At 63.2% G+C, this 20009-nt stretch carries 19 protein-coding genes; 6 read left to right on the forward strand and 13 right to left on the reverse strand.

The window, feature by feature from the left end:
* Positions 1-4: 4 nt before the first annotated feature.
* Complete coding sequence (locus ACHMW7_RS11855) at positions 5-541, reverse strand: GNAT family N-acetyltransferase (protein ID WP_395450428.1); 537 nt, start codon at positions 539-541, stop codon at positions 5-7.
* 272 nt (positions 542-813) lie between these two features.
* Between ACHMW7_RS11855 and ACHMW7_RS11860 the strand changes: the two genes are divergently transcribed.
* On the forward strand, positions 814-1803 hold the full coding sequence (locus ACHMW7_RS11860) for a glutathione S-transferase family protein (protein ID WP_395450429.1): 990 nt from the start codon (positions 814-816) through the stop codon (positions 1801-1803).
* A 29-nt stretch (positions 1804-1832) separates the two neighbouring features.
* Here the strand turns inward: ACHMW7_RS11860 and ACHMW7_RS11865 are convergent, their stop codons facing one another.
* Entirely contained in the window at positions 1833-2327 is a 495-nt protein-coding gene (locus tag ACHMW7_RS11865) for an NUDIX domain-containing protein (protein ID WP_395450430.1), read from the reverse strand.
* Positions 2328-2380: 53 nt separating this feature from the next.
* Here ACHMW7_RS11865 and ACHMW7_RS11870 point away from each other — a divergent pair, with 53 nt between their 5' ends.
* Positions 2381-3316 (forward strand): metallophosphoesterase family protein, encoded by a 936-nt coding sequence (locus tag ACHMW7_RS11870; protein WP_395450431.1) that lies wholly within the window; start codon positions 2381-2383, stop codon positions 3314-3316.
* Here ACHMW7_RS11870 and ACHMW7_RS11875 read toward each other — a convergent pair.
* From ACHMW7_RS11875 to ACHMW7_RS11910, 8 genes are all read right to left on the reverse strand, one after another.
* Entirely contained in the window at positions 3306-3914 is a 609-nt protein-coding gene (locus tag ACHMW7_RS11875; RefSeq protein WP_395450432.1) for a hypothetical protein, read from the reverse strand. The genes ACHMW7_RS11870 and ACHMW7_RS11875 overlap by 11 nt on opposite strands.
* A gap of 153 nt (positions 3915-4067) precedes the next feature.
* Positions 4068-4868, reverse strand: coding sequence for an alpha/beta fold hydrolase (locus ACHMW7_RS11880; RefSeq protein ID WP_395450433.1), 801 nt, complete (start codon positions 4866-4868; stop codon positions 4068-4070).
* A gap of 132 nt (positions 4869-5000) precedes the next feature.
* Entirely contained in the window at positions 5001-6770 is a 1770-nt protein-coding gene (locus tag ACHMW7_RS11885; RefSeq protein ID WP_395450434.1) for a tetratricopeptide repeat protein, read from the reverse strand.
* Between the two features lie 136 nt (positions 6771-6906).
* A complete protein-coding gene (gene leuA / locus ACHMW7_RS11890; RefSeq protein ID WP_395451311.1) occupies positions 6907-8574 on the reverse strand; it encodes a 2-isopropylmalate synthase in 1668 nt (555 codons plus the stop codon).
* Between the two features lie 376 nt (positions 8575-8950).
* Complete coding sequence (locus ACHMW7_RS11895; protein ID WP_395450435.1) at positions 8951-9163, reverse strand: DUF6958 family protein; 213 nt, start codon at positions 9161-9163, stop codon at positions 8951-8953.
* 154 nt (positions 9164-9317) lie between these two features.
* Positions 9318-10400: an AbrB family transcriptional regulator gene (locus ACHMW7_RS11900; RefSeq protein WP_395450436.1), complete on the reverse strand. Its 1083-nt coding sequence runs from the start codon at positions 10398-10400 to the stop codon at positions 9318-9320.
* 54 nt (positions 10401-10454) lie between these two features.
* Positions 10455-11342 carry a hypothetical protein gene (locus ACHMW7_RS11905; protein WP_395450437.1) on the reverse strand — a complete coding sequence of 296 codons (888 nt, stop codon included), beginning with the start codon at positions 11340-11342 and terminating at the stop codon, positions 10455-10457.
* Between the two features lie 58 nt (positions 11343-11400).
* Entirely contained in the window at positions 11401-11526 is a 126-nt protein-coding gene (locus ACHMW7_RS11910; RefSeq protein ID WP_395450438.1) for a hypothetical protein, read from the reverse strand.
* A gap of 101 nt (positions 11527-11627) precedes the next feature.
* Here ACHMW7_RS11910 and ACHMW7_RS11915 point away from each other — a divergent pair, with 101 nt between their 5' ends.
* From ACHMW7_RS11915 to ACHMW7_RS11930, 4 genes are all read left to right on the forward strand, one after another.
* Positions 11628-12347 carry a hypothetical protein gene (locus tag ACHMW7_RS11915; protein WP_395450439.1) on the forward strand — a complete coding sequence of 240 codons (720 nt, stop codon included), beginning with the start codon at positions 11628-11630 and terminating at the stop codon, positions 12345-12347.
* A gap of 130 nt (positions 12348-12477) precedes the next feature.
* Positions 12478-13464 carry a Bug family tripartite tricarboxylate transporter substrate binding protein gene (locus ACHMW7_RS11920; protein ID WP_395450440.1) on the forward strand — a complete coding sequence of 329 codons (987 nt, stop codon included), beginning with the start codon at positions 12478-12480 and terminating at the stop codon, positions 13462-13464.
* Between the two features lie 466 nt (positions 13465-13930).
* Entirely contained in the window at positions 13931-15064 is a 1134-nt protein-coding gene (locus ACHMW7_RS11925) for a multicopper oxidase domain-containing protein (RefSeq protein WP_395451312.1), read from the forward strand.
* A complete protein-coding gene (locus ACHMW7_RS11930; protein WP_395450441.1) occupies positions 15061-16266 on the forward strand; it encodes a ZIP family metal transporter in 1206 nt (401 codons plus the stop codon). The genes ACHMW7_RS11925 and ACHMW7_RS11930 overlap by 4 nt, the downstream gene beginning before the upstream one ends.
* 11 nt (positions 16267-16277) lie before the next feature.
* Here ACHMW7_RS11930 and ACHMW7_RS11935 read toward each other — a convergent pair whose 3' ends face one another.
* The 3 genes from ACHMW7_RS11935 to ACHMW7_RS11945 form a co-directional block, all read right to left on the reverse strand.
* Positions 16278-16577, reverse strand: a complete 300-nt coding sequence (locus tag ACHMW7_RS11935; protein WP_395450442.1) for a putative quinol monooxygenase — start codon at positions 16575-16577, stop codon at positions 16278-16280.
* 131 nt (positions 16578-16708) lie between these two features.
* Positions 16709-17665 (reverse strand): cation diffusion facilitator family transporter, encoded by a 957-nt coding sequence (locus tag ACHMW7_RS11940; protein ID WP_395450443.1) that lies wholly within the window; start codon positions 17663-17665, stop codon positions 16709-16711.
* A 64-nt stretch (positions 17666-17729) separates the two neighbouring features.
* On the reverse strand, positions 17730-19919 hold the full coding sequence (locus tag ACHMW7_RS11945) for an anthranilate synthase (RefSeq protein WP_395450444.1): 2190 nt from the start codon (positions 19917-19919) through the stop codon (positions 17730-17732).
* Positions 19920-20009 lie beyond the last annotated feature (90 nt).

Genomic DNA, 20009 nt, shown 5'->3' on the forward strand with positions numbered 1-20009 from the left:
GCGGCTAGGCCGGCTCGGTCGTGCGTTGCGGTGTCGTGGCCAGGTTGGCGTGGCAGACCTCGCCCGTCAATTCGGCAACCGCTCCCGGCACGATCTCGTGCGCCAGCAGGCGGTTAAGGTCGACCGGCCGCGGCATCTCGATCTGGCCGCGCGGAATGCGGGCGAAGCCGAGCGGGCCGTAATAGGGCTCGTCGCCGACCAGGATCACCGCAGGCTCGTTTGCCTTGGTGGCGGCGGCGAGCGCCATGGCGACCAGCTTGCGGCCGATGCCCATGTTCTTGAAGTCGGGGCGGACGGCGAGCGGCCCGAGCATCTGTGCCCGGCCGGCGCCGGCGGCGATCGGCGTCATCCTGACCGAGGCGATGACCTGGCCGCCATCCATGGCGACAAAGGACAGCGAGCGGTCGTGCGGGCCGCCTTCGCGGATCTTGTAGGCAGCGCGGGTGAAGCGGCCCGGCCCAAAGGCCTCGGCGTTGATTTCGTCGATTTCGAGGTCATGCGCCGGAGCTTCCGGCATGTAGGTGACGTCGGCGAGGGTCATGTTCTTTGCAATCCGGTACCGTGGGATGAGGTGCCGCGGGGCATGCCGCAGCAGTCGCAAGTCAGCGCTTCACGCGCGTGCGCTCATTCGTCGTCGGTCGATCCGGATCTGTGCAAAGGTCTGCGACATAGAATGCCCGCTACCATCATTTTTAGCGTCCGTCCATCGTGCATTTGGCCGATGTGTGCGTGGCGTTGACGATCCGTTCAACGCGTTGCCCTTCGGTTCGCGCTTCCGCGGTCCTACATCGTGGCAAACGAAAGGATTTCACCATGGGATTGCTGGTTGAAGGCAAATGGCAGGACCGCTGGTATGACACCAAGTCGACAGGCGGTAAATTCGTGCGCTCGCATTCGCAATGGCGTGATTTCGTCACGGTCGACGGCAAGCCGGCGGAAGGCCGCACGCGCGGCTTCAAGGCCGAGCCTGGGCGCTATCACCTCTACGTTTCGCTCGCTTGTCCGTGGGCGCACCGCACGCTGATCTTCCGGGCACTGAAGAAACTCGAAGACATCATCTCGGTTTCCGTTGTCCATCACCACATGGGCGAGAACGGCTGGACCTTCCTGGCCGACGATGGCGCCACCGGCGATACGCTCTACGGGCTCGACTTCCTGCACCAGATCTACACCAAGGCCGACCCGAGCTATTCGGGCCGCGTCACTGTGCCGGTGCTGTGGGACAAGAAGGAAAAGACGATCGTTTCCAACGAGTCATCCGAGATCATCCGCATGCTGAACTCGGCCTTCGACGAATGGGGCGATGCCTCGCTCGACTTCTACCCCGAAGCATTGCGTGGCGAGATCGATGCGGTCAACGATCTGGTCTATCCGTCGATCAACAATGGTGTTTATCGCGCCGGGTTTGCCACCACCCAGGCTGCCTATCAGGAGGCCTTCGATGAGCTGTTTGCCGCACTCGATACGCTGGAAGACCGGCTGTCACACCAGCGCTATCTCGTCGGCAACAGGCTGACCGAAGCCGATTGGCGGCTGTTTACGACGCTGGTGCGCTTCGACCCGGTCTATGTCGGGCACTTCAAGACCAATCTGCGCCGGATCGCCGACTACCCAAACCTGTCGAACTACCTGCGCGAGCTTTACCAGATGCCCGGTGTCGCCGAGACGGTGAACCTGCATCACATCAAGGCGCATTATTACGGTAGCCACACCGGCATCAACCCGACCGGCATCGTGCCGGTGGGACCTGAGGTCGACTTTTCGGCTCCGCATAACCGCGGCAAATTGCTGAAGGCTGCTTGAGCAACGCAGGCAGCGCGCCTCGCCTCGTCCTACCAGTAGGGCGAGGCCGGCTCGCCGCCGAACACTTCGGCAATCCGCCGCCGCGTTGCCGCCGTCGTGCCTTCGGGCAGCGCATCAAGCCGGAAGAATCCCGCTTCGGCGATCTCGTGATCGGGCAGCTTCGGGCCGTCCTGCCGGAAAGCTTCGATCAGATAGAAGCCGACATGATCGCGCTTCGTCGCCTGCTTGTTGAGGTGGATAGATTGCAGCACCGGTGCTGCCAGAACCGTGATGTTGCCTTCTTCCTCCAGTTCGCGCGCCAGCGACTCGACAAACGTCTCGCCGATTTCCACCCCACCGCCCGGCAGTTGCCAGCCCGGTACGTAGGTGTGGCGGATCAGGAAGACGGAGTTTGTCGCGGTATCGTGGACGAGGCCGCGCACGCCGAGCGTCATCGGCCGCCGCAGCAGGAAATAAAGGTGGAACAGGCGTCCGCGCAGTCGCGCCCATGGGCGCTGGCGAAGCGGATTGGGGGCACTGCTCATCGGGCATGCCGCCATGGCTGGAAAGCTGCGGACGCGTGACCTAAAAGGGAGCAATGTTCAGGCTTGCGCATATTTCCGACGTCCATCTGGGTCCGCTTCCGGATGTAACCTATCGCGACCTCGCCTCCAAGCGCATGGTCGGCTACGTCAACTGGCAACGAAACCGTCGCCGCCATCACCATGACGGCATCGTCGACGCGATCGTTGCCGATCTCAAGGCACAGGCGCCTGATCATCTGGCTGTTACCGGCGACCTGGTCAATCTCGCGCTCGACGGCGAAATCGCGCTGGCGCGGCTGTGGCTGGAGACGCTGGGCGCACCCGGCGAGGTCTCCGTCGTGCCGGGCAATCATGATGCCTATGTGCCCGGCGCTTTCGACAAGGCGTGCCACGCCTGGACGCCATGGATGCATGGCGACGGCGCTCATGGTGCGATCAATTCCACCAGCTTTCCCTATCTGCGCGTGCGCGAGAACGTGGCATTGATCGGCGTGTCGACGGCGCGCGCGACGGCTCCCTTCATGGCCAGCGGCTTTTTTCGCGAGGGCCAGGCGGAACGGCTGGCCAGGATTCTCGAGGAAACGGGTAAGCGCGGGCTCTTCCGCGTCATCATGATCCATCACCCGCCGGTGCGCGGTGCGGTCGGCCAGCACAAACGCCTGTTTGGCATCGGCAAGTTCCAGAAGCTGGTGCGACAGCATGGCGCTGAGCTGGTACTGCACGGCCATTCGCATTTGTCGACGCTGCACTGGATCGATGGGCGCAATGAAGCGGTACCGGTGGTGGGGGTTGCCGCGGCCGGCCAGGCGCCGGGCGGTCACAAGCCGGCGGCGCAGTTCAATCTGCTCGACATCTCGGGCCAGCCGGGAAGCTGGAACGTGCAACTGACCCGCCGTGGCCTGTCGGGACCGGCCATGCCGTCGGCGCAAATTGCGACGCTCGATCTGAGCGCAGCAGCGCCGCGCTCGCCTGTTTTGGTCAAGGAATGACGCCGGTGGCTGCCAGACGCAGCCAGTAGAGCGCCGCCATGACGGCGATGCCGACAGCCGCGCCGGCAACCAGCAAGCCAAAGCTGGCCAAGAATCCCGGCACGACCGGCCGGGCATTGCGCTGCAGCGGTGCCTCGGCCTCTGCCACCGCCTCGCGGCCGAAACCGGCCAGTGCGGGTTCGGCACCACCTTCCATCATCAGTTGCCGCTCGACGATGCGCTCGGCGATGTAGCGCGTCACCTGGTCGGCGATGCGCTTGGCGTCGGTGGACTCGGCGAGCACGACGCGGCCGATGCGGGTGTCGCGGACAAAGCGGAAGGTCCGGCGGTCACGGCCAAGGCCGACATGGCTCACCGCGTCGATCCACAGCCTGGGCTGGAGGCCGGAGGAGATGGCGAAGTCGAAATTGTCGATGTCCTTGGGCACATCGGCGAAAACCGGTTCGAGCTCTGCCGCGAGCAATTCGAGCCGCATGCGGTGTGCGTCGCGCAGGTCGACGACCACGTCGGTTCGATCAGCTGTGGCGTTCTTGACGTCGCGAATGGCATCCGACAGCGGGCGCGCCGGCTTCATCGCGGTCACCTTGTCGTCGCTCATGGCCTCTTGCCTCGGATCTCGGTTAAGCAAGGGTTAACATAGTCACGATCGCGGCGGAATTGTATCCTGCGCAAACTCGATTTCGCCATCGGCTGAAGACAGAAAGAGATTTTTGTGCAGGCGCTTAGCGGCCGCTGGTGATCAATTGATTCATCAGGTGTCGCTCGTGGCAAGGGCCGGCTGGCGGCGCTGGCGCCGGCGGCTCATGCGGCTGATGACGTCGGCGACGAGTGCGGGCGTCTCTTCCGGCAGCATGTGACCGATCTCCAGAACATGGTGGATGAGGAAGCCTGAGGGCAGGGCGTCGGCATGGCTATAGGGCAGTACGGCATCGTCCGTGCCCCAGACGACCATCACCGGCATGGTCAGCGTCGCCAGACTGTCGCGCGGGATCACGCCTTGCTTGTCGTCGGCGGTCATCGCTGCAGCAAAGGCGATCAGTTTTTCCGTCTGGCCGGGGCGGTTGCGCATCTCGGTCAGGTCGTGGACGACCGTGTCGGGCACCGTGCTGTCGGGGCTCGACATTTCGGCGAGGCAGGAACGGATCTCGTCGGCACAGGCCGCAGCTGCGTAACGCCTGAGCAGCGGGCCATTGATCTCCGGGCCGTAGCCGCCTGGCGCCAGCAGCGTCAGCGATGCGACGCGTTGAGGATCGAACAGGGCGGCCAGCGTTGCCACTGCGCCGCCCATCGAGTGACCGACGAAATGCGCGCGGGTTATGCCACGCGCGGCGAGGTCGGCAAGAACCGCGTTCGCGGCTACCTTGGCCGAACCAGCCTTGGGGTAGTCGAGCGAAAGCCCATGCCCCGGCAGATCGTAGGCGATCGTGGTGAAGGCACCGTCCAGGCAATCGACAACGTCTCCCCAGACGCCGCCATATCCCCCGAAGCCGTGCAGCAGAACCACCACGTTCTTGCCGCTCCCCCGAACGGCGGCATGGATGGAGTAATTCATCGTGCTCAAATGACCTGAAATCGAATTCACGAAAAGTTGTAGATTTAAAGTAGAAAAATGTAAAACAATGTTAGAGCGCCAAAGGCGCAAATTTAGTTATGCAAAAAAAGGCGCTGAAAAAAGCCCCTTAGGTCAGGTCTGGTGCCCGAGACCGGCGGCGCGCAGCGCCTTTATCAGCGATTTTGTCAGTTCCGCCGGGTATTTGCCCTTGGTGAAGGTGGCTGCCGGGTCGTTGGCGAAAGCCGGATAGCGCGTCGCGATCTCCTTGGACAGTTCCGAAGCAAGCTTGGTATCGCCGACGAAATTTGCCGCGATCAGGCGTGCGGCCACATAATGCGGCTTCTTGTTTGTCGTGAGCGCGCTGGCGGCGCGGGCCGCGGCATAACGGTTGCCGAGCATGAACTCGCCCAGGAACAAGCCGTAGTCCCACCAGCCAGGATGGGCGCTGGCGCTTTCGACGGCACGCTTCATGATCGGCACGCCATCGCTGTAGCTGCCGCCAAGAATGAGCGCGTAGCCGTAGGATGCAGCCATGGTCAGGTCGTAGGTGTTGAGTTCATAGGCCTTGCGTATCCACCTTATGGCCTCGGTGCGATCGCCCGCACGCGACTGCAGATAGCCGAATGCGCGATGGGCGTATGGGCTGGTCGACCCCATCTGTATGGCGCTATGGGCCAGCGCATAAGCACCCTCGGTCGTTGCATTGGCCGGGTAGGGATAGTTGTCGGTCACCGCTTCCAGCTGCAGCGAGGCCAGTTCGGCGTAGACCACCGGCGATTTGGCGCTGCGCTTGGAGAGATCCTCCATGCATTGATAGGCGGCACGGTGCTTGGTGGCGTTCTGATCCATGTAGTAATCGCCGCTGAGCAGCAGGCACGCCGTCAGTCCGCGCTGCAGCCCGCTCTGCTCGATGAAGCTGTAGATCATGCCAGAGGCGGGAATGGTCGAAGAAACGATGTCGGCGATGCGATCATCGATGACGTCGGGGCTGATCTCTTGTGGCGACAGAACGCGAGATAGAAGGATCCGGCCGCTGGTCATGTGCTGAAGCTCGACCAGCACCGACCCAGCGCTCGGGCCGGCATTGACGGTGAAGTCAAAGTCGGTGGCATCGGGGCGCCTGGCAGCATCCGAGCGGTCGCGGGCTATGAGATCGATGGTGTCGAAACCCGACAGCGCTGTCCGCAGCACCGTCGCCACACGTGCTGTCTGCCCGCCTTCGGAACTGGAATGGATATGCACGGCGGGCAATTGGTCGACGGTATCGTTGATGCTCGACGTAGCGCTGCGGGAATTGCCCAGTCCGGCGACCTCGAACCCGATCGGGCCGCCGATGTTGCGGAACACCAGGATGCCAAGCATGACGATGACAAGTGCCATCGCCGCCCAGAAGTAGCGAAGCTGTCGCTTGAAGCTGGTGCCGGAGTAAGCCGCATCGGCTTGAACCTCCTCGCCATGAGGCTGTTCTTGCTCGGCCTGGCTCGCCTCGGCCTGGGTCAGGACCGCGACGGAACCGTTGTGTTGTGTCTCGGTGTGGCGGGGGATTTCGGGCGGAAATTCGGCCATCACCTCATAGGTCGGCACATAGCTGCCGCGCGGAATGCCGATACGGATCGGGTCGTTGCTGCCCTCCGCGGCATAATAGTGGGCAAGAAGTTCGCGCAGACGCCCGGCCTGGACGCGGACAACGGCATCGGTTGCCGAATCGAACTCGGCGTCCTTGCCGAAAACGTCGACGGCGATGGCAAAACCCTTCAGCCGCTCGGCTTCGCCGGCGAGTTCGCGTTCGACAATATAGCGCAGCAGCTTGCGTGCCCGGTCGGACCGGCCAAAGGTCTCGCTGGCAACAAGCCGCTCAAGCGCTTCGCGCACTGCGGGGGCAGCAGGCGTGGAGGCAACCAAGTGTCGACCCTTTTCCAACCGGTACGAACGGCCTGATCATAGTCGGCTGGCGTCAGTGTACAAGCGCGCTCAGCAACGATGCACAAATGCCCCGCCCGTTATCCACGGGCGAGGCGTGTTCGAACTCAACTTAACCTTACCGCGACACGATGCGGTTGGCCGCGGAAACCACAGCTTCAAGTGAAGCGGCGACGATATTGGTGTTGATGCCGGCGCCGAACAGACGTCCAGCTGGATGTTCGACTTCCATGTAGCAGATCGCCGAGGCGTTCGACCCGCGCTGGATCGAATGCTCGGAATAATCGAGCACCGACAGATCGATGCCGATATGGCGGGAAAGTGCGTCGACGAAGCCGTCGATGGGGCCGTTGCCGGTGCCCTTGATGACGATCTCCTTGCCGTTGTCGAGGATGGTCGCCTCGACAACGCGGCGGCCTTTCACCTCGGTGTCGGGGAAGGTCTGGTGATCGACGAACTTGAGGCGTGCACCGGGCTGGTCGACGTAACGTTCGAGGAAGCGCTCATGGATACGCTTGGGCGAGACTTCCTTGCCCTCGGTGTCGGTGATCTGCTGGATGTCCTGGCTGAACTCGACCTGCAGTGAACGCGGCAGGTTGAGGCCGTAGTCGGCCTGCAGCACATAGGCGATGCCGCCCTTGCCCGATTGCGAGTTGATGCGGATGATCGCTTCGTAGCTGCGGCCGACGTCCTGCGGGTCGATCGGCAGGTAAGGCACTTCCCACAATGGCTTGTTGGCGACCTTGATCGCCTTCATGCCCTTGTTGATGGCGTCCTGGTGCGAGCCGGAGAAAGCCGTGTAGACCAGTTCGCCAACATAAGGATGGCGCTCCGGAATGACCATCTGGTTCGAGTATTCGTAGACCTGCTTGATCCGCTCGATGTCCGAGCAGTCGAGCATGGGATCAACGCCTTGGGTGAACATGTTGAGCGCCAGCGTCACCACGTCGACGTTGCCGGTGCGCTCGCCATTGCCGAACAGCGTGCCTTCGACGCGGTCGGCACCGGCCATCAGGCCGAGCTCGGTGGCGGCGATACCGGTGCCGCGGTCATTGTGCGGGTGCAGCGAAATGATCAGGTTCTCGCGGTTGTCGAGGTTGCGGCACATCCACTCGATCTGGTCGGCATAGATGTTGGGCGTCGCCATCTCGACGGTCGAGGGCAGGTTGATGATCAGCTTGTTGTCGGCCGTCGGCTTGATGATCTCGGTGACGGCATTGCAGATCTCCAGGGCGACCTCGAGTTCGGTGCCGGTGAAGCTTTCAGGCGAATACTGGAAACGGTAGCCGCCGCCGGCCTTGGCGGCCATGTCGGTGATCATCTTGGCGGCATCGGTGGCGATCTGCTTGATGCCGGCGACGTCCTTGGCGAACACCACGCGGCGCTGCAATTCGCTGGTCGAGTTGTAGAAATGCACGATCGGCTTGTGTGCGCCCTGCAGCGCCTCGAAGGTTCGGGTGATCAGTTCCGGGCGGCACTGCACGAGAACCTGCAGTGACACATCGTCGGCGACATTGCCCTCTTCGATGCACCAGCGGGCGAAATCGAAGTCGGTCTGCGAGGCCGAGGGAAAACCGATCTCGATTTCCTTGAAACCCATGTCGAGCAGCAACTGGAACATGCGCGCCTTGCGGTCGTGGCCCATCGGATCGACGAGCGACTGGTTGCCGTCGCGCAGATCGACCGAGCACCAGATCGGCGCCGTGTCGATGGTCCTGGACGGCCAGGTCCGGTCGGGCAGGTCGATCTTGTGATAGGCTTGGTACTTGACTGCGGCGGTCGGCATGCCAGTGCTTCGGCCGGAAGCGGGGGTCGTCTTGCTCATTGTCGGTCTCGTTCTCTTGGCCGCCATGCACGACACAGCGCGCATGCTTCAGCGGTCTTAAATCAGAATTTCGGATCTGTTGTGAAGAGTAAAGGAGCAGGTGCCTCGGCGGCAAATTCGACCGCCGGACGCTCCTTAACGAGCCCGGCGATCGCCGATAAGGCTGAGAAGAAGGAGAGCCGAAGAAAGGGCGCGCAGCGTCTCGCCCGCAAAAGCGGCCGGACGGGAGATTTCGATGATCTTGCGCGACGACATGGCGCTCTCATACAGGAGGCACATGGGCCGCGCAAGGGCAGCGCATGTCAAGCGCACTGCCCGCCATGCTGCGACGCCTGGTCTACAGCTTGTGCAGGCGCAGCGGGCTTACCTTTTCGCGGGCAATGATGCCTTTTGCCTCGAGGTCGAGCTGTACCGCCTTGGTCCACCAGCCGGCCTTGGCGCCGCCGGGATAGAGGTTCTCGGGCAGGTGGCCGCGCACATCTTCCTGCATCTGCGCCACGGTAATGCCTGGCGATTTCGCTGGCAGGATCGTCAGGATTGCGCGCTTCATCGCTGGTACATGGCGGCATCGGCCGGCTTGGCCTGGCCCGGGTGGTTGATGTTCTCGATTTCAACCTTGGTGGACATGTCATGCGCCATTTTTTGCTCTCCCTTTCCCTGGTTCAGTGACCAAAGGACGAAGGCAGGATGCGTTGCGGCCGACCTCAATCCTTGATCGCGCGCGCCACCAGCCGCGCCAGTGCCGGACCGAACAACAGCACGATCAGGAAACGCAGCATCTGCAGTGTCAGCACGAAGGACAGGTCGACGTCCTTCGAGGCCGCCGCGATGATGGCGATGGAATCCATGCCGCCAGGGCTGGTCGCCAGATAGGCGGTCAGCGGATCGACGCCGAGGATGATGTGCAGCCCAAAGGCCAGCGCGCCGCAAAAGGCCATCAGTGCAGCGATCGAGCCGACCACTTGCGGCAAGGCACGCGCTGCATGGCGCAGGATCGGCCGGGTGAAGTCGAGCCCGATCGACCAGCCGATCAGGGTGTAGCCGATGGCCAGCAGCCATTCCGGCAGCTGCAGCTCGATACCGAGGCCGAGGTGGACGACGGCGCCGACAATCATTGCGCCGACGAAATAGGGCGAGGGGATGCGCAGGAGGTAGCCGAGCGTACCGCCGACGACCGCGACGGCAATCATCGCAGCAAAAGCCGGCCAGACGATCGATGGGAACCATTCGATGCCAGGCGCTTCGACGCCCGAGGTGTCGACCCAAAGCCGGGCGATGACCGCGGCGGCGATCGAAACCATGATGACGCGCAGATATTGCATGAAGGCGACGAGCCGTGCGTCGGCGCCGAAGGCGTCAGCCATCAGCACCATGGCGGTCGCAGCCCCCGGTGCCGAACCCCAGACGGCGGTGGTGCCGGGCAGCACCTTGAGCCGCGAGATGAACCAGCCAAGGAAGCTGCTGGCGGCGACCGTGGCCAAAGCCGCGCCGAGAAACAGCGGCCATTCGGAGGCAAAGGTGGTGAAGATGCCTGTCGAAATCGAACTCGCGACGAGGCAGCCGATCAGCGCCTGCGCCGACACGAAAAGCGGCTTGGGCACACGCACCGTGGCGCCGCTGCTGCCGAGCGCGATGGCGACAAGCATCGGGCCGACAAGCAAGGCTGCGGGCAGGTGCACCAGTTCGAACAGTCCGGCAAGCAGAACCGAACAGACAAGCAGCAAGAGCCATTGCGTCAAGGGATTTGTGTTGGTGAGTGGGGCTGCAGGCTGCGGGTCAGGCTTCATGGCGTCGTCTTAGACCCATTCGGGCTGATGTGTCAGCCCTGTGGCCAGCACTGTCTAGCGACCTGCTTGGCCTTGCGTCGCTTTCCGCCCGAAGATTCTCTGTAGTACGAGCCTACGGGCTCGCGTGAGCAAACGACCACGCTGGCGTCTTCTTGCAATGAGTCCAAGCTCGATAGCAACCTCCCGCCATTTTCGTTCCGCTGAGGTGACCGCAAGTTCTTCAACCCAATACGCCGTCGCAGCGGCGATCTTGTCGGGTGATGGGCTTGGCGCTTCGATAGCTCGTTGGTAGGCAGCGAGATGCTGCTGGACATAGCGGTCGGCGGTTGCGGATTGTCGCAATTCGTCTGTGACCAGTTTTGCGTCGGCGGCGTCATATTGTCTTACTGCTTGTCCCAGCCGCTCGCTTGTCACTGGAAGCGTGAGCAGGCCGATTCCGAAATTCATGGGACGCCAGGATCTGAGGTTGTGGCTGGTCAGCATGCCTGCGAAGCCGCGGGCGTCACAGACGACAACTGCGCAGCCGACAGCCGCAGCTTCGAGGGCCATGCGCGCGGTGGCAAAAACCAGATCGTAGTTGCCGAGAACAGCCTCAAGGTTGGGTATTACCCGGCCGGCTCCAGGCCCGAGCTCGTCGAGCAAGAGCCCGGCCTTTTTGCAGGCGGTACGCACTGAGCGACGATGTCCCTTGTTCTTTGTCAGGAGAAGGGCCTTTGTCGGTGCATCAGGCAAGGGAGCGCGACGCTTGAAGCGTTCCATGTCAACCGCGTTCAGGATGACGGACAACTTGTCAGCGGGAACGCCGCGCTGAAGGCATCTGGCCGCGCAACTCTCGTCGACCGCGACAACTTCACGGATTTGAGGGTGGGGCAGCGGAGTTTCAATTTCCAGCGTCGAACTGTGGCAGGCATACACGACTGGCACGTCGGGGAACCGGGCCATAGCTGCAAGACATGGTGTCAAATGTTGTCCGTGGATGACATCTGGCTTCTCTGCAACATCAGAAAACGCGATCCACCACGGTGAAACCGCGCTGTCTCATCCGGTCAGCTTGATCGCCGACAACAGTTGCGAGAATGGTCGGTTGATGGCCCGCGCGTTGCAACCCTTCGGCCAGCAGCTGCACGACGTTCTCCGACCCCGAGTAGCCCTTGACATAAAGATTGGTTATGAGCACACGCACATTAGTTCCTCGGAATATTCCAGCGCCCGGTCGACAAACCACTGATGAAGACGATTCTAATCCTAGCTCATCCCGGGCATGAACTGCGCATCTTTCACTGGATGGAGCAGGTACGACCGGTCGTCCACATTCTGACGGACGGGTCTGGCGGAAATCAAACGTCGAGGATGGCCTACTCCCAACAGGCACTTGCGGCCGCAGGGGCAAGATGTGGCACGGTCTTCGGTCACATGCCGGACCGGCGTTGGTACGAGGCAATCCTTGCCGGCGATGCCGTGCCGTTCGTGGATGCTGCGAACCGGGTATTTGATGCCGTTAGAGGGGCATCGGCGGTGACCATCGTGGCCGACGCGGTGGACTGCTACAATCCTGTCCACGATCTGACCGCGGCGATCGGTGCGGCAGTCGCGGCGCGGCTTGCGGCGGCTGGTGCAGCAGTTACCCGCCTAGTTTCGGCTGCTGTTCCGGGAGTTGCCGGAAGCGAGCATATGGAGGTGGTGCTCGACGCCGAGGCGCGCGAACGCAAGATGGCTGCGGTTCGCGCCTATGCGCCACTTGCGGAAGAGGCGCGGCGGATATTCGAGGAGGCACCTGAATCGTTCGGGCGCGAGGTGCTCATGCGACAGGACTTCGATTGGCCGGAAGACTTCGAGCCGCATTGGGAGAAGTTCGCCAAAGAGCGTGTTGCAGCTGGCCGCTACGCCAATCCGATCACCTACCGGGATCACGTGCGGCCCATCGCACGGGCAATCCTGGGACGGTAGGCGGCCGCAGCGCTGGCGCCGAACGTCACCATCCCCCAACGTCGCATTGACAGCGTAGGTAAAGTTCATACGCTCGCCGCTCCACGCGGTCGGCAACGAGGTGCCGCCGCCAACCGGGAGGTGCGTACTGATGATGAAATTCACCCGCCGCATGACATTGGCGCTTGGGCTTTCGGCCGCTTCGCTGCTGGTGCTAGCGCCCCAGGCAGTCGCTCAGCAATTCCCCGACCGGACGGTGACGTTGGTGGTACCCTTTGCCGCCGGTGGCTCGACCGACGTCGTCGCCCGCATCATCGCACAAAAGATGTCGGACGATCTCGGCCAGCAGGTCATCGTCGAGAATGTCGCCGGTGCCGGCGGCAACATCGGCGCCGATCGTGTCGCCCGCGCCGAACCCGACGGCTACACCATCTTGATGGGCACGGTTGCCACGCACGCACTCAACCCGCTCATACTCAAGACCAAGCCCTATGACCCGGAGAAGGATTTCACGCCGGTTTCGCTGCTGGTCATCGTGCCCAACGTGCTCGTCGTCAATCCGCAGCTGCCAGTCAACAACGTGCAGGAGCTGATCGCCTTGCTGAAGGCCGAGCCCGACAAATATGCCTATGCCTCGTCGGGCAATGGCACGCCGCTGCACCTGTCGGGCGAGCTGTTCAAGGCGATGGCCGGCGTCAACATCCAGCACATTCCCTACAAGGGCGCCGGCCCCGCGCTGAACGACGTGGTCGGCAACCAGGTGCCGATCATGTTCGACAATCTGCCGTCCTCGTCGTCGCACATCAAGGGCGGCACGCTCAAGGCGCTGGGTGTTACCACGGCCGAGCGGGCACCGTCCTTCCCCGATGTGCCGACGATCGCCGAGTCGGGTGTGCCGGGCTATGAGACCTATACCTGGAACGCGCTGTTTGCGCCGGCCGGTACTCCGAAGGCGGCCGTCGACCGGCTGAACGCATCGGCCAACAAGGCGATGACCGACCCGACCGTCATCGAGAAGATGAACGGCTTCAGCGCCAAGATCGTCGGCTCGACGCCAGACGAGCTCGCCGCCCACGTCAAGGCCGAGCTGGCCAAATGGGGCCCGGTGGTCAAGGACGCCAAGATCCAGATCGACTGATCTCGCGCTGGGCGGTGCGTCGTTTCCGCGCTGCGCCGCCCGATGCTTTTGCCTCAGGATTGTTGAGCAGACGCGACGATCCGCACGCAATGGATCGCCGCAGCGTCTGCCATGACGCGGCTTGCGCATCGCCGCGGAGCGAATATCTGCAGCGGATTATGCAGTCTTTACAATGGACTGCGCTGCCATTCTGCGACAATGATTCATTGCAGCGTGCAATCTTCAGATGCCACCGTGCATCGACCGCGCTACGCGCCAAGATTTCCGGTTTCGCTCGCCTGTCCCTTCACGTCGCTTTGCCAGCGCGCGCGCCGCGCCTTGACCCATCGCCGGATTTTCCACTCAAGGGCGCGCAGTTGAGTCCTTTAGCTCTTACTGAGATTCAGCTTGTGCATGGGCATTTGCAAGTGCATGATGCAAATCATTCGCATTTGCAAATGAATTTGGGATGGTTGAAGTGCCGACAATATTTGGGGAGCGGCTCAGCCGCAGGCTGGTGCTGGCCGGCGGTATCTGCACGGCGGGTGCCACGGCGGTGGGCGTCAACGCGGCGGTAGGGCAGGCAACGCATGGCGGCCATGCTGCCGGCGCTGCGACAGCGCCAACCACCGCCGATGCCTATCAGGCGCCGTCACCAGGCCACAGTGGCGCGCATGGCGCGATGGTCACCGTTGGCGAGGTCGACAGCGCCCGCAATGGCTTCGATCCAGCCAAGATGCTCACCGACTGGGATGTCGGAACAATTTCGGCCTTGCCCGACGGGCGCACACTTCGAACCTTCGAGGTTGTCGCCGAAGACAAGGAAATCGAGATCGCGCCGGGCGTCATGTTCCCGGCCTGGACCTATAACGGCCGCGTTCCCGGTCCGGCCCTGCGCGCCACCGAAGGCGAGCGCTTACGTATCGTTTTCAGGAATTACGGCTCGCATCCGCATTCGATGCATTTCCACGGCATCCATGCCGCGCGGATGGATGGTTTACCGGGTGCCGGCCTGGTCAATCCCGGCGAGGAGTTCGTCTACGAGTTCGACGCCAAGCCCTTCGGCTGCCACCTCTATCATTGCCACGCCCTGCCGCTGAAGCGGCACATCCACAAGGGCATGTACGGCGCCTTCGTCATCGACCCGGATCCCGCCCGCCATCCTGAGCAGGTCGATGTCGCCCGGTCGCGGTTGCTCGGCACGCCGGAGAATGCGCAGTGGCAGGAATTCGTCATGGTGATGAACGCCTTCGATACCAATTTCGACGGCGAAAATGAGTTCTACGCCGTCAACACGGTGGCGCACACCTACATGAACACGCCGATCCGGATCGCCAAGAACAGGCCGGTGCGAATCTATCTCATCAATGTCGTCGAGTTCGACCCGATCAACTCGTTTCACCTGCATGCCAACTTCTTCGACTATTTCGACCAGGGCACGACGCTGACACCGACGCTGAAGACGGTCGACCTGATCACCCAGTGCCAGGCCCAGCGCGGCATCATCGAGTTCACTTTCGCCGAGCATGAAGCCGGCCTCTACATGTTCCACCCGCATCAGTCGGAGTTCACCGAACTGGGCTGGGTCGGCATGTTCGACGTCGTGGAGGACGTAGCATGAGGGGCGCTCCGATCTCCGAGACCGAAGCCGAATTGCCCGGCACGACGGTGCCGCGGCGCGCGCTCTGGTGGGTCATCCTGCCGCTGCTCGCCTTCGCCGCGGCGATTGCGGTGCTGATATCAACCAATCCGCTGGCGCGCTTCAACAACGGCACTCCGCCGGTCGAAGACATCGCTTTCGAGCGTGTCATACTTGCCGGCGACGGCATTCGCGTCTTGGTTCGCGCCGGTGGCTCCGCGCCGATGACCATCGCCCAGGTCCAGGTCGATGATGCCTACTGGCAGTTCACGCAGGATCCGCCGGGTCCGCTGACGCGTGGCACGTCCGCCTGGATCCACGTGCCTTTCCCCTGGGTGCTCGGTGAGGCGCATGCGGTCAATCTGGTGACCAACACCGGCGCCACATTCGCCCACGACATCCCGGTCGCGGTGGCAACGCCTGTCGCCGACAGCTCCAGCCTGCTGTCGCAGGCGATCCTCGGCATCTTCGTCGGCATCGTGCCGGTGGCGGTCGGACTGATGTTCTATCCGGCGCTGCGCGGTGTCGGCCGCGACGGCATGAGCTTCCTTTTGGCGCTGACTGTCGGCCTGCTTGCCTTCCTGATGGTCGATGCCATCGGTGACGCCTTCGAGCTGGCCGCGGAATCCGCGGCGATCTTCCAGGGCAACGCGATGGTGGTGCTGGCGGCAGCCGCGAGCTTCCTGATCCTGATGGGCATCGGTCGCCGCAACGGCGCGCCCAAGGGCCTCGCGCTCGCCACCTACATCGCGATCGGCATCGGCCTGCACAATTTCGGCGAGGGGCTGGCGATCGGTGCGGCTTTCGCCGCCGGGGCCGCCGGGCTCGGCACCTTCCTGGTGATCGGCTTCACGCTGCACAATGTCACCGAAGGCATCGGCATCGCCGCGCCCATCCTGCGCGAGCGCATCGCGCTGTGGACCTTCGCCGGCCTGGCGCTGCTGGCCGGCGGGCCGGCGGTGCTGGGCTTGTGGATCGGCAGCCTGGCGTTCGCGCCGCAATGGTCGGCGCTGGCGCTCGCCATCGGTGCCGGGGCGATCCTCCAGGTCATCGTCGAGGTCACCGCCCTGATACGCCGTGGCGAGGGTCCGCAGGGCGGGGGGCTGTTCAGCCCCGCAGCCATGGCCGGTCTCGCTGCCGGTGCCGGCTTCATGTACCTCACCGCGATGCTGGTGAAAATCTAGGCCGCAGGCGTTCAGCCGGCCGGCAGCCCGAAGCCGCCGACCGGCTCGGTCTCGGTACTGGAGTCGAAGCCGGCGATGATCGGCATCGCGCGGCTGATCGCCGCCTGGACCTCGGGCAGTTGCAGCGACGCCTTGTGGCTTGCGCTGTTGTCCCACACCTCGGTGATCCAGATCGCGTCGGCGTCGGCCGGGTCCCTGGCGATGACATAGCTCAGGCAGCCCGGCATGGCGCCGGTGCTGCCAAGAAGGATATCAAGCAGTTCGCCACGCTTGCCGGCATGCGCCCGCATCTTGCCTATCAACCCATACATGTCAGACCTCGCATCTCCTCGCCCGCTGGCTGGATAGAGCTTGCGCCGGTGGCGGATGTCCAGAGGCCGGCCTCTGTTTTCGGCACCGAAGCCGACATCATCCTGACAACGGGGAAAGGCTGGTCGCCGCTTCAGGCGAAGGGCACAGCCACCGTGCCCTTGGGCAGCTTGGCTTCGTCATCGGGCTCGACATGGATGATGACGCGGACGGAGGGAATTTCCTCCCGCAGCGCATCTTCGATGCGGTCGCAGATGACATGGCTTTCGCCGACGCTCATGTCGGCATCGACGACGAGATGGAACTCGATGAAGGTGGCGCGGCCGGCGATGCGGGTCTTGAGGTCGTGAACCTCGATCGCCCCCTTGGAATTGGCCGAGATGATGTCGCGAATGCGCATGTGCTCGTCGAGTTCGACGGCGCGGTCCATCAGCCCGTTCATCGACGAACTCATGACGTGCCAGCCCTGCCACAGGATGTTGAGCGCCACGATCACGGCGAGCACCGGATCGAGAATCGACCAGCCGGTGAGGATGGCGCCGACGAGGCCAACCAGCACGCCGGCGGAGGTCACCACGTCGGTCATGATGTGGTGACCGTCAGCGACCATGGCGGGCGAGCGTTCGGCGCGGCCGACGCGGATCAGCATGCTGGCCCAGAAAGCGTTGATGACGGCGGCAAAACCGTTGATGCCGAGGCCGAGCCATGGCTCGTCGGCATTCATAGGCACGCCCCAGCTGCGCCAGACCTCGAACAGGATCAACAGCGCGGCAACAATGATCAGCACGCCTTCGAGCACCGCCGAGAAATACTCGGCCTTGTGGTGGCCGTGCTGGTGGTCGAGGTCGGCCGGCTTGTGGCTGATCTTGATCGCCCAGAAGGCGGCCATGGCGGCGACGACGTTGACGATCGATTCCAGCGCGTCGGAATACAGCGCCACCGAGCCGGTTAGCCACCAGGCGACGAACTTCAGACCCATCACCGCGGCACCGATGATGATCGACCAGAAAGCGAGCCTGGCGACGCGCTGTTTGCTCGAGGTCGGCTTGCCAGTGGGGACGGACGATCTCTGCGTTTCGGTCTGGGTCATGATCTCGCTTGGATAGCTGCTTTGCCCCGCGGCATGGCCGCGAGGCGAAATGTCGGAATTCGGGCTAGGCCGCCTTGTCCTTGGCCTTGCGTGGCATATGCGCAACCACGTTCTCGATCATGCGCATGCCGGCGTCGTGGCCGAGCGTCATGATCGATTCGGGATGGAATTGCACCGCCGCGATCGGTTCTTTCTTGTGCTCAAACGCCATGATGACACCGTCCTCGGTCTCGGCGGTGACGACGAAGTCGCTGGGCAGGCGCACCGGGTCGGCGAAGATCGAGTGGTAGCGCCCGACCGTCACTTCCTTGGGCAGGCCGGAGAAGATGATGCCTGGCTTGGAGATACGGATGCGCGACGGTTTGCCGTGCATCGGTACCGCCAGCTGGCGCAGTTCGCCGCCATAAGCTTCGGCCAACGCCTGCAGGCCCAGGCACACGCCGAAGATCGGCAGGTCGCGCGCCCGCGCCTTCTTGATGGTTGCGGCGGTGTCGAAGTCTTTTGGCGTGCCGGGGCCGGGCGACAGCACGACGAGGTCGGGCTTGACCCGGTCGAAGATTTCCTCGGGCACTGGCGAGCGGACCGTCGAGACATCGGCGCCGGTCTGGCGGAAGTAGTTGGCCAGCGTGTGGACGAAGGAGTCCTCGTGGTCGACGAGCAGGATCTTGACCCCTTCGCCGACGCGGGCGGTGGCGCGTTCGGTGCCGGGAGCGTTGCCGGTCTTGGCGTCGCGGATGGCGGAAAGCATGGCTGAGGCCTTCAGTTCGGTTTCGGCTTCTTCTTCTTCGGGAACGGAATCGTAGAGCAAGGTGGCGCCGGCGCGCACTTCGCCGATGCCGTCCTGGATGCGGATGGTGCGCAGCGTCATGCCGGTGTTCAGGTCGCCGTTGAAATGCACCATGCCGATCGCCCCGCCATACCAGGCGCGCGGGCTCTTCTCGTTCTGCTCGATGAAACGCATGGCCCACAATTTGGGCGCGCCAGTGACGGTCACCGCCCAGGCGTGGCTGAGGAAGGCGTCGAAGGCATCCATGCCCTCGCGCAGGCGGCCCTCGATGTGGTCGACGGTGTGGATCAGCCGCGAATACATCTCGATCTGGCGACGGCCGATGACACGCACGGTGCCCGGCTCGCAGACGCGGGATTTGTCGTTGCGGTCGACGTCCGAGCACATCGTCAGCTCCGACTCGTCCTTCTTCGAATTGAGCAGTTTCAGGATCTGCTCGCTGTCGGAAATAGCGTCGTCGCCGCGCTTGATGGTGCCGGAGATCGGGCAGGTCTCGACGCGGCGGCCGTTGACGCGCACGAACATCTCGGGCGACGCCCCGATCAGATATTCGCCCTCGCCGAGATTGATGAAGAACGAATAGGGCGAGGGATTGATCGCTTTCAGCCGGCGCGAAATCTCTGACGGTGCCGTCTCGCAGCGCTCGTAAAACATCTGGCCAGGCACGACCTCGAACAAGTCGCCGCGCTTGAAGCTGTCCATCGCCCGGCGCACCAGCTGGGCATATTCGCCCGGCTCGTGGTCGGCGCGCGGCGGAATGCGGTCGGACGGCTTGAACGGTTCGGAGACGCTGTCGCGGGCGAAGCCTTCAGTCGAAAAGCCTTCACCTGCATAGTCGTAGCGGTCATGCCAGGCCTTGGCCGAGTAGTGGTCGACGACCAGGATCTCGTCGGGCAAAAACAGCACCAGGTCGCGCTGGCTCTGCTTGCGCTCGAGCTTGTGCTCGACCGGGTCGAACTGGAAGGCAAGGTCGTAGCCGAAGGCGCCGTAAAGGCCGAGATTGCTGTCCTCGTCCGATTTGAACAGGGCGGTGATGGCGCGCAGAACGGTGAACACCGAAGGCACGCGCGAGCGCTCTTCTTCGGTGAAGATGCGGCCGGGCGTCGCCACTTCGAGCGCGATCAGGCGCTTGGTCGTCTCGCCGATCGAAAGTTCTTCAAGCGGTGCCAACGCCGCATGGATGACCGGCAGCAGCACTTCGCCGCGGGCGTTCAGCGCCTCGATCTTCATCGAGCGGCCGCGCGCCGAGATGACCACCGGCGGGTCGATGATAGCGGTGTCCCAGCGCGTGTAGCGGCCGGGATACTCGTAGTTGGAGGAAAACACCGCGCCGCGCCGGCTGTTCAGCCCGTCGAGATAGGTCTCGATCGCACCCGCATAGGCGGTTTCGTGGCGTTGCCGGGTGACGGCGACGCCCCCTGAAGTCACGTAACGCTCGGCACCGTTTTCAAGCAATTCCAACGTCATTCCCGTCTCCATCTCTTGCAGTGGGAGCGTTCCGGAGCCTGGTTCGAAAAAGCAAATGGCCGCCCGGAAATCCCGTTGCGGCCATCACAA

Origin of the sequence: Aminobacter sp. UC22_36 (assembly GCF_044056035.1) — a bacterium.
Classification (GTDB): domain Bacteria; phylum Pseudomonadota; class Alphaproteobacteria; order Rhizobiales; family Rhizobiaceae; genus Aminobacter.

Bases quoted from the DNA above. Each gene is read 5' to 3' on its own strand.
- ACHMW7_RS11865 (WP_395450430.1), bottom strand. From the start codon at position 2,327: ATGAGCAGTGCCCCCAATCCGCTTCGCCAGCGCCCATGGGCGCGACTG.
- ACHMW7_RS11905 (WP_395450437.1), bottom strand. From the start codon at position 11,342: ATGGCCCGGTTCCCCGACGTGCCAGTCGTGTATGCCTGCCACAGTTCG.
- ACHMW7_RS11900 (WP_395450436.1), bottom strand. From the start codon at position 10,400: ATGAAGCCTGACCCGCAGCCTGCAGCCCCACTCACCAACACAAATCCC.
- ACHMW7_RS11880 (WP_395450433.1), bottom strand. From the start codon at position 4,868: ATGAATTACTCCATCCATGCCGCCGTTCGGGGGAGCGGCAAGAACGTG.
- ACHMW7_RS11945 (WP_395450444.1), bottom strand. From the start codon at position 19,919: ATGACGTTGGAATTGCTTGAAAACGGTGCCGAGCGTTACGTGACTTCA.
- ACHMW7_RS11860 (WP_395450429.1), top strand. From the start codon at position 814: ATGGGATTGCTGGTTGAAGGCAAATGGCAGGACCGCTGGTATGACACC.
- ACHMW7_RS11915 (WP_395450439.1), top strand. From the start codon at position 11,628: ATGAAGACGATTCTAATCCTAGCTCATCCCGGGCATGAACTGCGCATC.
- ACHMW7_RS11895 (WP_395450435.1), bottom strand. From the start codon at position 9,163: ATGAAGCGCGCAATCCTGACGATCCTGCCAGCGAAATCGCCAGGCATT.
- ACHMW7_RS11920 (WP_395450440.1), top strand. From the start codon at position 12,478: ATGATGAAATTCACCCGCCGCATGACATTGGCGCTTGGGCTTTCGGCC.
- ACHMW7_RS11870 (WP_395450431.1), top strand. From the start codon at position 2,381: ATGTTCAGGCTTGCGCATATTTCCGACGTCCATCTGGGTCCGCTTCCG.
- ACHMW7_RS11930 (WP_395450441.1), top strand. From the start codon at position 15,061: ATGAGGGGCGCTCCGATCTCCGAGACCGAAGCCGAATTGCCCGGCACG.
- ACHMW7_RS11935 (WP_395450442.1), bottom strand. From the start codon at position 16,577: ATGTATGGGTTGATAGGCAAGATGCGGGCGCATGCCGGCAAGCGTGGC.
- ACHMW7_RS11875 (WP_395450432.1), bottom strand. From the start codon at position 3,914: ATGAGCGACGACAAGGTGACCGCGATGAAGCCGGCGCGCCCGCTGTCG.
- ACHMW7_RS11855 (WP_395450428.1), bottom strand. From the start codon at position 541: ATGACCCTCGCCGACGTCACCTACATGCCGGAAGCTCCGGCGCATGAC.
- ACHMW7_RS11940 (WP_395450443.1), bottom strand. From the start codon at position 17,665: ATGACCCAGACCGAAACGCAGAGATCGTCCGTCCCCACTGGCAAGCCG.
- leuA (WP_395451311.1), bottom strand. From the start codon at position 8,574: ATGCCGACCGCCGCAGTCAAGTACCAAGCCTATCACAAGATCGACCTG.